General features: G+C 42.9%; 16 protein-coding genes. 2 read left to right on the top strand and 14 right to left on the bottom strand.

All coding sequences use genetic code 11. The features are described from left to right. Nucleotides 1–18: 18 nt before the first annotated feature. The 11 genes from ACESZH_RS21515 to ACESZH_RS21465 all read right to left on the bottom strand — a co-directional run bounded on the left by ACESZH_RS21515 (nt 19) and on the right by ACESZH_RS21465 (nt 8,925). Nucleotides 19–579: a hypothetical protein gene (locus ACESZH_RS21515; RefSeq protein ID WP_373219028.1), complete on the bottom strand. Its 561-nt coding sequence runs from the start codon at nt 577–579 to the stop codon at nt 19–21. 51 nt (nt 580–630) lie between these two features. Further along, nucleotides 631–1,518, bottom strand: a complete 888-nt coding sequence (locus ACESZH_RS21510; RefSeq protein WP_373219027.1) for a hypothetical protein — start codon at nt 1,516–1,518, stop codon at nt 631–633. 18 nt (nt 1,519–1,536) lie between these two features. After that, on the bottom strand, nt 1,537–2,157 hold the full coding sequence (locus ACESZH_RS21505) for a hypothetical protein (RefSeq protein ID WP_373219026.1): 621 nt from the start codon (nt 2,155–2,157) through the stop codon (nt 1,537–1,539). Then, entirely contained in the window at nt 2,154–3,461 is a 1,308-nt protein-coding gene (locus ACESZH_RS21500) for a ThiF family adenylyltransferase (RefSeq protein WP_373219025.1), read from the bottom strand. Before ACESZH_RS21500 ends, ACESZH_RS21505 begins: the two co-directional genes overlap by 4 nt. A gap of 20 nt (nt 3,462–3,481) precedes the next feature. Further along, complete coding sequence (locus ACESZH_RS21495) at nt 3,482–3,916, bottom strand: hypothetical protein (protein WP_373219024.1); 435 nt, start codon at nt 3,914–3,916, stop codon at nt 3,482–3,484. A 24-nt stretch (nt 3,917–3,940) separates the two neighbouring features. Then, nucleotides 3,941–4,234, bottom strand: coding sequence for a hypothetical protein (locus ACESZH_RS21490; RefSeq protein ID WP_373219023.1), 294 nt, complete (start codon nt 4,232–4,234; stop codon nt 3,941–3,943). 204 nt (nt 4,235–4,438) lie between these two features. Then, nucleotides 4,439–5,293 (bottom strand): M48 family metalloprotease, encoded by an 855-nt coding sequence (locus tag ACESZH_RS21485; protein WP_373219022.1) that lies wholly within the window; start codon nt 5,291–5,293, stop codon nt 4,439–4,441. 32 nt (nt 5,294–5,325) lie between these two features. Next, the gene (locus ACESZH_RS21480; protein WP_373219021.1) at nt 5,326–6,501 is read right to left on the bottom strand and encodes a hypothetical protein; all 1,176 of its coding nucleotides are present in this window, start codon (nt 6,499–6,501) and stop codon (nt 5,326–5,328) included. A gap of 12 nt (nt 6,502–6,513) precedes the next feature. Next, a complete protein-coding gene (locus tag ACESZH_RS21475) occupies nt 6,514–7,803 on the bottom strand; it encodes a type IV secretion system DNA-binding domain-containing protein (protein WP_373219020.1) in 1,290 nt (429 codons plus the stop codon). Between the two features lie 34 nt (nt 7,804–7,837). After that, nucleotides 7,838–8,596: a DNA/RNA non-specific endonuclease gene (locus ACESZH_RS21470; protein WP_373219019.1), complete on the bottom strand. Its 759-nt coding sequence runs from the start codon at nt 8,594–8,596 to the stop codon at nt 7,838–7,840. A gap of 41 nt (nt 8,597–8,637) precedes the next feature. Beyond that, nucleotides 8,638–8,925 carry a hypothetical protein gene (locus ACESZH_RS21465; RefSeq protein ID WP_373219018.1) on the bottom strand — a complete coding sequence of 96 codons (288 nt, stop codon included), beginning with the start codon at nt 8,923–8,925 and terminating at the stop codon, nt 8,638–8,640. A 207-nt stretch (nt 8,926–9,132) separates the two neighbouring features. Between ACESZH_RS21465 and ACESZH_RS21460 the strand changes: the two genes are divergently transcribed. Then, complete coding sequence (locus ACESZH_RS21460) at nt 9,133–11,439, top strand: tetratricopeptide repeat protein (protein WP_373219017.1); 2,307 nt, start codon at nt 9,133–9,135, stop codon at nt 11,437–11,439. A gap of 227 nt (nt 11,440–11,666) precedes the next feature. Here ACESZH_RS21460 and ACESZH_RS21455 read toward each other — a convergent pair whose 3' ends face one another. The 3 genes from ACESZH_RS21455 to ACESZH_RS21445 form a co-directional block, all read right to left on the bottom strand. Then, a complete protein-coding gene (locus tag ACESZH_RS21455; RefSeq protein ID WP_373219046.1) occupies nt 11,667–11,717 on the bottom strand; it encodes a hypothetical protein in 51 nt (16 codons plus the stop codon). An 87-nt stretch (nt 11,718–11,804) separates the two neighbouring features. Further along, nucleotides 11,805–12,194 (bottom strand): hypothetical protein, encoded by a 390-nt coding sequence (locus ACESZH_RS21450; RefSeq protein WP_373219016.1) that lies wholly within the window; start codon nt 12,192–12,194, stop codon nt 11,805–11,807. Continuing rightward, on the bottom strand, nt 12,181–12,414 hold the full coding sequence (locus tag ACESZH_RS21445) for a hypothetical protein (protein WP_373219015.1): 234 nt from the start codon (nt 12,412–12,414) through the stop codon (nt 12,181–12,183). The genes ACESZH_RS21450 and ACESZH_RS21445 overlap by 14 nt, the downstream gene beginning before the upstream one ends. 111 nt (nt 12,415–12,525) lie before the next feature. Here ACESZH_RS21445 and ACESZH_RS21440 point away from each other — a divergent pair, with 111 nt between their 5' ends. Continuing rightward, nucleotides 12,526–13,059, top strand: a complete 534-nt coding sequence (locus ACESZH_RS21440) for a TetR/AcrR family transcriptional regulator (protein WP_373219014.1) — start codon at nt 12,526–12,528, stop codon at nt 13,057–13,059. Nucleotides 13,060–13,063 lie beyond the last annotated feature (4 nt).

The following is a 13,063-nucleotide window of genomic DNA, read 5'->3' as shown; positions in this document are numbered from 1 at the left end:
CATAAACGTAATTCTCCGTCACAGAGCATCCATTATGCTGTAATCCTTCTCAAACTCTTTCCTTTCCACCAGATTATACGAAATATCCTTAATATCCCCATCATCGCCATACAAAATACTATAGAAGATAAGCACGGCATGTATATCCGCAGCCTCTATCGTTCTACACAGCGGCGCTGTATAATAATGCTCCGGATCCTCAGGGTCCAATACCAGACCCTTTTCCCGAACCAAAAAACGGATTTCTTCACACATCGGCTCCTCTGCGCTCCATGCCAGAATAGGCTTTGGAATCTGTTCATAATCATCACCTGATATATGTCTGTGATTTGCTGCAAAAAAGGAGATGTCATTTGGATAAGGGTTACCCGTGCTGTCGAGCTTAACATAATCGCCTGCTGATGCAAGCTCCCCATGCTCAGCTCCTGACTTTAAAACCTCCTGGGAAAAAATCTCATATTGTCCATTTTCCAATGCTCTGATTTTCCCTTCTGCTATCATCTGGTCTATAACCGGATTTTCATCGCCTAACCGGTATGCTTTCACATTTTTTACCTTGTTTTTTATAACACGAAACATTGTTCTACCTCTCTGTATAAGTGCTCCCACTAATTAAGTATTCACATTATATCACATCCCACTGCCCCTTGCATCTTTTGGAACGATCAAATTAATCCTGATCCTTACCTTTCCATCCCATCCTTCATAACTCTTCACATTTCCGGAAAGGCCATGCAAACGAATACAATCGTTTGTCAATTTTACGATCTTATCCGTCAAAGACATCTTCTCTTCGGTATTTATACGGTCGAAAAGAATCACCTTTGCCTGCTCAAAATTTTTGCCGATCGCACCCAGCATTTCCTGCCGGACCGGATCGCACACAAAAATACATATGGGAACCTTTGCTGCGCGGGCTGCTCCGCTTTCCCTGTCCGTTCCGCTCCAGAACGCGCCCAGATCCGGATGCGTATGCCCTTCAAGAACAAATTCACTGGCGCCATATTCCTGGAAAGGATCCACAACTGCCCCGAATGCGTCCGTATTATAGCTGCTTTCGTGCTCGATGAACTCATTTCTGTAATACTCAAGGAAATCCAGCCCCGGGTTAGCCTCTCCGTTTGGACCAAGATTACCGGCCGATACACTTGAGCGGTTCATGGTTGGAATTTCAATAAAATGAACAACAACGATATGCGTTCCTCCAAAACCATCTGAAAAAATGTGTCCAAGCCCTATATATTTCTGTTCCCTGCAATTCACAGGACTCCGTCTTCCGTATGACACCATGGTCTTATATTCATTGAATGCTTCCGGCAGGATATATACTCTGTTTTTTCCCTTGCCATGGCATTCTGCAGCCTCGATGCTGCCGCAGTTCTTTCGGATAATGCTTTCGATCTCTTTCGTGGTTAAGACCGGAAAGCTTCGTATTCTCCGGGTATGCTTTCTTGGAAGAGGCGGCGGAGAACCAGCCTCCTCTTCTCTCCTATTAAAAACCACATAATCTATGTTCATAAAATCTCCTTTCTGGCATTAGCGGCGTCTGGATGGCAATGGAGTGCTCACTACTTCATGCGGTCTCCTTCTGGGAAGCGGCGCGGCTGCGTAAAGAAGCTTCGGGTTCATTGTGGGAAACGCTCCTTTGGCAACCCCTTCTTTATGCCATTTATCCATATAAGAATTTGCCTCTGAATCATAACGAGTCACTGCCGGATTATGAATCATATCATTCAGCAGCTTGTCCGCTACCGTGATAAGGCTGCTGGTTCCGGGTTCCCATGTATCAATACATGCCCGACCGCTCCGGAAAACATTAGGAGAGGCAAGATAATGATTTTCAGGATACCTTGCATCTACAGATTTGAACGGATATCCCATATAGACGATCACATCTGCTGTCATGGAATCCGTTTCTTTAGGCTTTGAATCTGAGCTTGATGTAAGATAATGAGTCCGCACATTTTTCACTCCAATCTTCAAATGCGCCAGCTCTCCGGCATCCGCCTTTACACGCTCCACCGTAACATACTTTGGATCGTATTTCTTTTCCAGCGCACGGATATGATTGCGGAGCGCTTCTTTCGAATCATTTTCACTAATTTCAATTGTCTGAGCCCGTCCATTGGCATCGATGTATGTGGCTGTATAACTCATAGCTGATCCTCCTTTTTTTCAGCACCGCTATGGTGCAGCGAATGTATTTTCAAAACCATTTCCGAATCCCCATCACAGATAACAGTGGAAACGGTTATTTTGTCATCATCAAGAAAATCCAGTGCCCCATTTCTCTGGATCACATCAATGTGCGCTCCAAGAGGATATCCCAGGTCAAACAATGTCCTGTCTTTTATCTCATCGGGACAATCCGGTGTAAAAGCCCTGAGAATATGACCGGCTGCAAATGCTGTATCATATCTCGGTGTCTGCATTTTCTCCTTACACGCTTCGCAGACCAGATCCTCCAGAAATGTCCGGCATTCATGCTTCATTACTTTTATGGGTCTGCCGCAGCAATGGCATACATCGTCAACAATATATCCGCTGTGCACCACATTTTTATAGTTTAGTCTATGTGTACTGATCTCAAAATCATCGGTCTGCAAAATATCCGTGATCTGTGACATTGCATCCCGTAATGTCAGGTCAAGTACACTGCCTTTTATCCGGATCACGTCTGCAGCCGGCAAAGTGCCGCAGCCGGGACAATTTCTCTTCTTCATAGGACGCGATACGCTCAGTTCAAGATTGGGATATGCCGTGTATGTAATTCTTCTGTTCATGGAATCTCCCACGCCAAGCACAAAGCTGCGGCATTGCTCCGCTGCAAGATGTGCCGCTTCCTGACTGGCAAGTCCTGATGTCCGGATAATCTCCTGCTTTCCGTCGATTTCACGCAACTGGGGGCCGCTGCAGCTTGTTCTCACGGATGGATCTATCAGCCATTTTTCATCAAACAGGCATCTCAGGCAGCATTCTTTTCCGTCGATCATAACGCTCTGCGCCGTTTCCTCGTAGGTACCGCACATAATAACTGCAGGCCGTATATTGTCCGGCAACTGGCGTATATTTTCATCCACCACCAGCTTCGCCGCATAATTGTCAACACAAAGGCATACAATATCAAATTCCGCATATGCCTCGGGTCCCATAAATGCTATGTCGCCATCAATGCCGACGGAAATTCCTCCTTCGATCATAAGCGGCCGGATCCTCTCAGCCACACAAACGGCCTTGTTTTTTCCCACATCCTCCGGCGTTCTCACAATACCGCTGTGCTTTGCAGCATTTTCATATTCAAACTTATCAAAGTCCACGACCGCGATTGTCCCAAAGCCTTCTTTTGCAAGAAATTCGGCAAGGTAGGAGCCTACGGCTCCCCCGCCTATGATCATCACTTTTTTTCCTCTGAATCGCTTCAGATATACCGGCAATTTAAGCGCATTAAAAATATCTGCCATATCGCATCCCCTTTCTCTGGTCAGCAGATCAATTTTCCGTTTCCCGCCATTTTATGACCTCCTGAACACTTATATATTTTTTCATCCGGAAACCAGAAGATTACCTGATTTGCGCCAGTTTCATTATGCTTTCCGCAAACAGGACACCATGGAAACTGCTCCGGTTTTACACCATGCGGTCCATTCTGTACAGAAGCTCTGCTATTAGCCATTCGTGCAGCCTGATTAGGGGCTGCAAAGCTTCGTCTTTGCGGCATTGTCGCTGAACCTGTTTTTCTTCTCCTGCCTGGTAATGCAGGCGGAGCCTTCTGCGCGGCAGTTGAAGTCTGCCTGGGAACAGAAGTCTGTGAAGAATTAGAGGTCTGCGGTGCTTTTTTCCTCTTATGTAACAGCAAGGCAATTATTACACCGCAGATAACCAGTCCAATGCCGACAGGAATATATGAATAAGTCATGTCAGCATTCCTCGCTTTCGTACATTATGCAACTCGTCCGTCATCAGATACCGCCAATACGTCTCCGGCTTCAAGTCCAAATCCTTTTACCGTTTCATTGCGGTCACTGGTGGAAGCGCCGGTTCTCTTGTTTTCAAAGACAACGCTGCCTCTGGTTATACCAATATCAGAACCATACTCATCGATGATCTGACCTAAAGTGTTCTCCGCTGTCACGTATGCGTCAGGGTAAGTCGCTCCGCTCGCCTTATTCAATATCTCCACCGGGAATTCATTTTCTGCTGCATTTGCTGCTCCTACTAATGTGTTATCTGCCATATCATTTTCCTCCTTTTATTTATGCTGCGGTTATCAAATATTTCCAGTACATCTTTGGCTTCAGGTCCAAAGCCCTTTACGGTTTTCTTTCAAACAATCATTAGGCACCGCCTCCTCTCTTTTGTACCTATAGCATACAGCCTTCAGAAAGTTTCAAATATAAGAATACAAATACGGTTACAGAAAGTTTCTATTGAAACTTGTTTATTCCAGGGAACGGCAATACTGCTGGATCCGCATAATTCTCTTGCTGGCAGCCGGATGAGATGCGTAAAGGATCTCATTTATGGAATTTAGCCTTGGCTCCTGGTCCCCTGCAAAGCGTGTCAGAAAATAGCTAAGCTGCGGTCCATATCCCAACTGACAACTGTATCTGTCCGCCCTGAATTCATTCCCTCTGCTCACCAGTCCCATCGCTGTCTGGTAAATAAACAAAACCACGCGTTGTATGACCGTATACGTCCCTTTTACCAGCTTATTTACCCCATGAAATACGATCATACTGAATAATCCTCCGCAGAATCCTATTGCACAAAGCATTATGAACAGGATCCATAAAAAAGCCACACTGAAAAATGAGCCTGCTATCAAACTGATCATTACCAATGTCACATTTGCAAATATCATTCTGCTCAATACGGCATCCATATTTAAAATATGCGAAATTTCATGCCCCAAAACAGAGCAAAGTGTTGTATCATCACAGGAATTTAATGCGGCGCGGGTAACCGCAATATTTTGAAATCCATATGCGTACGCATTGATATTATCAGAGGGAATCACATGTAATTTCAAACCGGATATCTCGATTCCGGACACCCTTCTTACATCCTCTGAGAGACATTCATAAACCCGCAAAAGCCTTGATCTTTCATACTCATCCAGGTCTTCCAGTCCGATTGCCCTGTCCTTAAATAACGCTGTGTATTCACCGATCCATGCGTAAAACATGATGCCAAAGCAAAGCAAAATTGCCGCCCCTGTCCCTAAAGAAAAGTAAGCCAAATAGAAATCTGCCAACAACACCAGCATTATTTTTATGATTCCATCCTCCCTCATGATCCGCCTTCTTTCCCCGTCATTCATCCTGATCAAACAGAAAATACGGAAGTGTTTCCCAGGTATTCTACAATGCCGCTTCCCGGCGGGAAGCCCATGATCATCTCCTTCCTGTAACGCGGTTCCCGCACCGGTGCTGTCTGTGTATATGCCTCCGTTTTGTTGTTCCCCCACAGCATATCCCAGGGGCTGTTTGCACGCCATCGTCTGTCATATGTAACGTTGTAGGAGTTTTTTACCACATCGATCTCGCCGCACACTTTTTCTATTGCCTCGGCGCTGCTCATGGCAAGATGGCGGCTGTAAATTCTTGCGGTAAAACGATTGAGGATCATAGCCAGCGCTTCCGAATCGCACAAGGTAAAAATATCCTCTGAAAAAACATTCACATTTACCTGGTACGGAAGCGATTTCAGAAGATCAAACACACATTTCCGGTTTCCATACCCTTTATCAAATACAAGCAGCGTTATTTTATTTCCTCTGCTTTCTTCCATCCCGAAACGCAATAGCTGCATGACCAGACTTCGGATCGTTTCATCCTCTCCTAATTCACCGGTTGGAAAAAGCACTGCCTGGGTGGGATCTGAATCAAACCGGACACGTTCCCCACTGATAAATGGAAGCAAAACAAAAAACATGTCTTCCAGATCTGCCGCCGCGGAAGAACACTCGGAATATTTTGATAAAAGCACCAACTGCTGCCTATCATCAATAATGCCTGCACCCGCCAAATACTGAAGCTTTTCTTCAACAGCCATAACCGTGCTGTACTCCCCCAGCTTTTCAAGAGACAGCTCCACCTCATGACTGCCATTCTCCAGGTATTCCATATGACGGATAAAATTCAGGTAAGCGATCAGCTTTCCCTTCTGTCTCTCATCGTATCCCAGTGTAGAAAACAACTGGCGCATCTTGCTGATCCCATTCACTGTGGTGATCTTAAAAGGATCATACAGACAAAAATTGCCCGCCATCCCGTTTTTGATCTGGTATCCAAATGACCGGATGGTATTATAAACCGTTACATCTCTTCTTCCGGTATCATCCACAATGACCAGCTTTTCATTGCCTCCCCTGCATTTTTCCAGCACATCCTGAAGTACCGTATTCCGTACCTTCCTGTCGCTCCCGGATACCAGAAACTGAACCTTAGCCGTCATTGGATGATGCTGTGCAATCCGGTCAATAAACATAAGGTAATTCATAATTTTCCTCCTCTAAATAAGTATCTTTACACGCTCCGGCTTCTCCGAACGGTATTTTACATAGCATTCTCCTGTATCAAGGCTGGCAAAATCGCTGTCCTCCACCACATACCGTAATTCGGTGGTGAACGTAGGCTTATCATACCTTGATAACGGCATTGTCAACGTCTGTTTTGTCGTCTTTCCATACAGCTTCTGCATGGTTTCTATTGTATATGGATCGCCCGGATGAAAGGTAACCGTCATTGGAAATCCGGCAAGCGCCGCATCCATCAGCTCCTTCCCATGCTCCTCCGGCGCAATGGCATACAGCGAATTAATGGACTGCGTTGACACAAGCACCTGAAGTCCGAACTGACGCCCAAGCGTGACAGCCTGCGTAAGCCCAAACTCATGCTCAACCTTGTCGATCTCATCAAGCACCCACAGCATTTTCCCATGAAAATCCGACGACAAAGAGAGCATATTATCGCCTATATATTTGAGAAAATACCTTTCAAACAGCTTTGAAGATGCCCTTGCTTTGTGGTCATGCAGGATAAAAAGCCGTTCTCCGAACCGTCCCTTCATGTAATCATAGATCGTATCGTCCCCGTCCTCAGACATAAAGGTACCGCCGAATTTCTCAAGCACATTTTGAAGAAAGAAAAAAATATCACTGCCCCTTTTCGGCATTCTATAGCCCTCACAATGAGCCGGATCAAATTCAAAATTGTCTTTCAGCATACTGAGATTTTGATCGCATTCCGCAAGAAATTTCAGCAATTTTTTCCTGTCCATCATTCTCATCGCGGTAATGAGTTTGCTGTTTGATGGGTTGTTTCTGTATTTGTACAGTATCACCCTCACAAATCCCTTGAATGTGGCCTTTGCGCCGTCCGCCCAGATACGGTTTCTCGGGTCACGGAGAGCGTCTGAAAACTGGATAGAAGTAAGCGCTTCCAGCTCTGTTTCCCATCTGCTTTTCGGACAGGATCGGATCTCTTTTACCAGGTTCCATTTAAACAAATTACAGCCCTGGCAAACGTCCTGATTGAAGGTAATGACTTTATCCTGCGGGCGCAGAAACTCCGCTGTAAAATCATCCGGCTTTATCTGAAAAAACACTCCATACATATGGGGTTCAGAATAAAATGACGACCTGACAAACTCTTTTGTAAACGTAGTTTTTCCATATCCCGTTGTCCCGGTTACAAGAACATTTACCGGTAATACAGGAATGCCGATCACACCACCTCCCTTCTTTCTTATCGCTTTGACACTGTATTGTGTTCTGGGCCAATTCGGCGGATTTTCTCCCATTGAAGATATCTCGTACTGCATCATTTCTCCCTACTTAATCATCATCGGCCGAAACATCTGCGCCGTCGTCACCCCCGCCGACTTCTGCAGAAGGATCATCCGCCGAAGCTTCGAAATCCCAGTCCGCAGCCGATACCTCTGCATCCGTGATATCTCCCATATCGGTATCGAAGTCCCAGTCCACATTGCTTTCCGCCTGAAAGCTTGTCTCGCTATGTTCCTGATATACATCGCTGATATTAGGCAGGGCAGCGTCGGTTTCCTCCATTAATTCCGAGTATTCCGCCGTCGACATAGACGCTCTCAGCGTATCTCCCGGGTTTGGCTGTGCATCGAACATGTCTCCCGCTTTAGCAGAAGATTCCGCATTCATACTTTCCTGCTCTGCATTTGTTAAATTAGAAAATGATAAGTGGACGCTTTGCGTCTGTCCATCCGCATATGTAACAGTATCATTAACCATAAAAGCATCCGGACGGTTTCCCGGCTGATTGCTCACAAATGCTGTCTTTTCTGACTGAATTGTGCCTCCATCCTTCAGCGCTGACCGTTCGCCATTTTCCATGCTCTTATAGCCGCCCTGATTGAGATCATGGGATTGCGGAGCTATATTATCTCTGCTGTTACTGCCTCCAAGGGAAGATGCCTGGATGTGTCCCCTTTCATCAGTAGGCAGATACGCATCTGTTCTTGAGGGCATGTTATTGTGATTACCTTTTGTTATTTCACTGGGACCATTGTAAGTAATAGATCCGGTATCCGGGTTTACGGTGTTATATCCATTTGCTTCCATATTATTTCCTCCTTATGCTTCTCTGAATATCCGATTCCTTACTATGCAGCCACCGCTGTGTCACTTTCATAAGCCACAGAGTCTACCCGGACTTCCATCCTTTTACAGTCTTTTGCCCATTTTCTGATGGAACAGATAACCTCAGTACCAACAGGAACCCATCCCGCCCAATATCCGAAAGCCGGAACCGTGATCCTGCTGTCCTCAAAATCTTCCTCTTCAATTTTCAGATCGATCAGCAAACCGCTGCTAATCTGACCTCTTACAATTCCTTTTACGGAATCTCTAAGATTCATAACTCCTTCCTCTTCATAACCGTAATTCCACATATTTTTTATCCTCCTTCAAATTTTCTATAATCATTAAAACACAGGCTTTTCGTTTCATCGTTTATTGACTAAACTGCGGATATGAAATTAAAGGATCGAAAAAATGAAACTTCTTTGTTTTTTCAGCAGCCTCCCACACCTCAATTGAATTCCCCTTATCATCGTGGTATAATTTTTTGTATACATACTAAAAGCGAGGATATATAAATGAAATTTATTAAATTCTTTTTGGCATCATCCATTGTTGAATTTGAAACAGAGCGCCGGGAATTAAAGGCATTTATCGGACACTTAAATGACATTTATATATACCGGGGAATATATTTTGAACTGACTTTGTGCGAGAATCTATCGAATGCAATTCAAAAATATGGCTCCCAGGAAATGTATAACAATAAGATCCGGGAATCTGATTATTTTTATATTCTGGTTGGAAAAAACTTAGGTGAATTTACTCTTGAAGAATACGAAGTTGCACTGTCTCATTTCAGACAAAAAGAAACACCGCTTATATATCCATATTTTTTTAAAGTGGACGACGCTTCTATCTCTCCTGGTGTTATTTCTTTTATGGAAAGACTTAACAAGGAGTTAAAGCATTATTACAGTCACTTTTCAGAAATCGCCTCGATAAAACTGAACATCTTATTAGAATTGATTTCCGATTCCCGAATTAATGGATTTATTTCCTTCCAAAATGGTCAGGCTTCCGTAGACAACCAGCCTATTTTGGATTTAACAAGTATTCCTTTATATAAAAACAATAAGAATATTTCTGAATTGCTAAACCGTAAAAAATCTTTAGAACAAGAATTTTCACGTTTATCCGTAGACATAAAATCAGCCAAAAGTACAGAACTATATATCAAATGGCTTAATGTCAGCCAGGAAAAAGAAACGGTATCAGAAGAACTTTACAGATGTGAAAAAGAAATCCTAGCACTATTCTCTACCATGACTAAGTTGTCTCATGAAGACAGACAGCTAACCTGGAGAGAACGTAGAGCATGTGAATTGATCAATCAGGGAAATTCTGAAGAAGCAATAATTCTATTAAGAGATGAATCCAGAACAAAAGAATTAAGTATAGCAGAATCATTATATGAAAATGGAATTACCGGCATTCGCGGTTATATTTCAGAAAACAGGCTGCTTATCGAGACATTAAAAACTTCCGATATCCCCGCTAAAATAATACCTGAGTTAATTCAATATTTCGAAACAAATTTAGCCCTATCAAGGAAATACCATATAGAACCCGCCTGTTATATCGATTATATAAAATTTCTGGACTATCAAAAGGATTATCCGTCAGCCATTGAATTAGGTGAGGAATTATTATCTGATCAATCCATGTCTGATCACGCAGATCCTATTGACTTATATACTATTTTGGGGCTCCTGTACACCAAAACCCATCAGCATGAAAAAGCGGAAGTTTTTCTAAGAAAAGCCTGCTCAGAGAGTCAGCATACAGCAGAGGATAGCCTGACTTATGCATATAGCTGTAGTAATCTTGCTTATTTGCTCAGCGATAAACCTGCCCAGGCCCAAGAAGCAGAAGCTCTGTACCATAAAGCCATATCCATCATTGAAAATGATCCTGCCATGCCTTCTGACCAGAAGCCTAAGGCGCTATTAGGTATATATTGCAATTTAGGTGCGTTGCTTCATAGTACCTACCGGTATTCGGAAGCAGAGGACTATTACATAAAGGCGCAAAAAATATGTATGGACTTTTATGATATGTCGCCTGTACACTATTCAATAGAACTCTGCACCATTCAAAATAACCTTGGCAATCTTTATAGCAGCCAAAATGACCTCAGCAAAGCAACGGTTGTATTTAATTCAGCAATTAAAATACTGGAAAAGTTAGCGGCATATAATTCATCCGTATTTTTACCCGAGCTTGCAATGGTATACAATAATTACGGCTTAGTTTTATGCAAATGCGATAAAGAAGCTGCCCGGACCATGCTGAAAAAGGCCCTCGGCATCCGAAAAAAGCTCGCCAAAAAGAATCCTCTTACATATGAAATTGATGTTGCTCAAACCGCAAACAATCTTGCGTTACTCTTAAGTACAAACAACAAAAAATCGAAGGACGCTGAAGCCTTATTTAAAGAGGCTTTAAGGATCCGTGAGTCCTTAGACCCCGAATACTATTCGCATCTGGCGGCTCAAACACATCAGGATTTTGCCAATTATTATGCCTTAATCAAAAATAATGCGGAAGCTGAAAAGCATTTCAAAAAATCCATTGCAGCTTTTCAGAAAGCCAGTGAATATAACTTTGAAATGCTTTCTTTTTATAAGGCACCGGCATTGAATGACTATGGTGCTTTTCTATTTAATAATTTTGGAGCAGCAAGGTCTCTTGAAGCATTAGAAGCCTTTAAACAAGCTTTATATATTCTCTCATCATATAACATTACAAGAGAACCTTTCTCATCGGCTTATAACCTTTCTGTACAGAACATTGATACTATTTTAAATTCAATTCATGAATAAATGGAAGCACTTGCTTCTGCTTCATTGCATAAATTACCATCAGCAGTGTCAAAACTGCCGACGAGCAATCTGCAGTCGGGCCAGCCCACAAAACGCCTTCTACTCCCCAAAATCGCGGCAATATTAACGCTGCCGGAACAAAGAAGATAAGCTGTCTGGAAAGCGCAGAAATTGAAAGAAAATTCCCGGCAGAACTGCTGCAGCAATTCTGCCGGGAATTTTTTCTTTCATTCGATTGCCTGTTTCGGACAATTCTCTTTACAGTGATAGCATCTCATACATTTATCCGTTTGTATTATATAAGTACCGTTTCCAGACTTTTCAATTGCATTATGGTGACATATTTTGTAATATTTGCCACAGCTTTATTGCACTGACTCCGATTTTTCGCTCTTTTTGGCTCTGTACAGAAGCGCAATGTAAATGAGATCATATATAGTACACAGCAAGCCACATGCCAGCACTACATAATTTGTAGACATGATGCCCATTGTGATCGTGGGTGCCAGAGTCCCAATCCATTTGGCAACTGCCAGCAGCACACTCTGCCCTTTTGTATTCCCACGCTTTACAAGCATATGGATAAACGCAATCGACATGATCAGATTCTGCGCGAATGCAGAATACTGTGCGGACAGACGCCCTTCCAGTCCGAATTCTTTCACATAAGCTAATTGTACAACGAACATTGCTGCTATCCCAAGAATGGTCCACAGGTAAAACAGAGCATCGCTGTCTGCCTCATGGTGTTTCAAGAATTACTACATCCAGGCAGAACCATAAAACATTTACGATTCCCTGAACACCGCCCCCTGCCTGCAGGTCATAATACGTATAAATTCCCTCCCAGGTGATATTTAAGGCCAGTGCCCAGAATGGCATCGCATATGTTTTGTCTTTCAGAGCAAGCCTGATACACTCTTCGTATACAATACACCAGCAAATACCGCTTAACAAAGTCAAAAACATCTCCATTATTAACATCTCCTTTTCTTTGACATCTGTCAATGTTCGTTATATAATACGAACAGATTTAATCAATGTCAATGCTTTGAAATTAACTTGTACAAAATGGAGATTATGTCAATGTATGAAGGAAACAATCCTACAGCCTTAACTTCCAGAGAATGGCTGGTAAATGCGCTCCTTACTCTGATGGAAACAAAACCCTATTCAAAGATTACCGTAAAAGATATCTGCCAGAAAGCTGATTTATCGCGTCAGACATTTTATAATTTCTTTGACGCCAAAGATGATATCATTCTTTTTTGCATAAAAAGATGCTATCTGGAAATGATGGAGGGGCTGAAATCAAGATCACCTCTTTTACTTTCTGATATTACGGAAGAATTAGCAAAAACATTTCGTAAGAATCAGAATATGATGCAGTTAATTATTTCTCAAAATCTGGAACCGCTTCTTGAATACGAACTTGCCTCTGTAATACAGATTTTTGCAGAACAAGTAAATCCTGAAGTCACCGATCACTACTATAAATATGGAACAGCCTTTCTTACTGGCGCGATTGCCCACACGGTTATATATTGCCTTAATCCGTGGAGTTTAATTATTATTTCATGCTGCAATCACTTTGTTTATGCGGTCTGTCGATACGTTTAAAAGG

The sequence above is a fragment of the Ruminococcus sp. 5_1_39BFAA genome, from assembly GCF_964240875.1.
Taxonomy (GTDB): domain Bacteria; phylum Bacillota; class Clostridia; order Lachnospirales; family Lachnospiraceae; genus Blautia_A.
The sequence above is the reverse complement of the archived record's forward strand: the minus strand, read 5'-3'. Positions and strand labels throughout refer to the sequence as shown.

Bases quoted from the DNA above. Each gene is read 5' to 3' on its own strand.
- ACESZH_RS21490 (WP_373219023.1), bottom strand. From the start codon at position 4,234: ATGGCAGATAACACATTAGTAGGAGCAGCAAATGCAGCAGAAAATGAA.
- ACESZH_RS21470 (WP_373219019.1), bottom strand. From the start codon at position 8,596: ATGGAAGCAAATGGATATAACACCGTAAACCCGGATACCGGATCTATT.
- ACESZH_RS21505 (WP_373219026.1), bottom strand. From the start codon at position 2,157: ATGAGTTATACAGCCACATACATCGATGCCAATGGACGGGCTCAGACA.
- ACESZH_RS21475 (WP_373219020.1), bottom strand. From the start codon at position 7,803: ATGGGAGAAAATCCGCCGAATTGGCCCAGAACACAATACAGTGTCAAA.
- ACESZH_RS21485 (WP_373219022.1), bottom strand. From the start codon at position 5,293: ATGAGGGAGGATGGAATCATAAAAATAATGCTGGTGTTGTTGGCAGAT.
- ACESZH_RS21445 (WP_373219015.1), bottom strand. From the start codon at position 12,414: ATGGAGATGTTTTTGACTTTGTTAAGCGGTATTTGCTGGTGTATTGTA.
- ACESZH_RS21460 (WP_373219017.1), top strand. From the start codon at position 9,133: ATGAAATTTATTAAATTCTTTTTGGCATCATCCATTGTTGAATTTGAA.
- ACESZH_RS21515 (WP_373219028.1), bottom strand. From the start codon at position 579: ATGTTTCGTGTTATAAAAAACAAGGTAAAAAATGTGAAAGCATACCGG.
- ACESZH_RS21465 (WP_373219018.1), bottom strand. From the start codon at position 8,925: ATGTGGAATTACGGTTATGAAGAGGAAGGAGTTATGAATCTTAGAGAT.
- ACESZH_RS21480 (WP_373219021.1), bottom strand. From the start codon at position 6,501: ATGAATTACCTTATGTTTATTGACCGGATTGCACAGCATCATCCAATG.
- ACESZH_RS21495 (WP_373219024.1), bottom strand. From the start codon at position 3,916: ATGACTTATTCATATATTCCTGTCGGCATTGGACTGGTTATCTGCGGT.
- ACESZH_RS21440 (WP_373219014.1), top strand. From the start codon at position 12,526: ATGTATGAAGGAAACAATCCTACAGCCTTAACTTCCAGAGAATGGCTG.
- ACESZH_RS21510 (WP_373219027.1), bottom strand. From the start codon at position 1,518: ATGAACATAGATTATGTGGTTTTTAATAGGAGAGAAGAGGAGGCTGGT.
- ACESZH_RS21500 (WP_373219025.1), bottom strand. From the start codon at position 3,461: ATGGCAGATATTTTTAATGCGCTTAAATTGCCGGTATATCTGAAGCGA.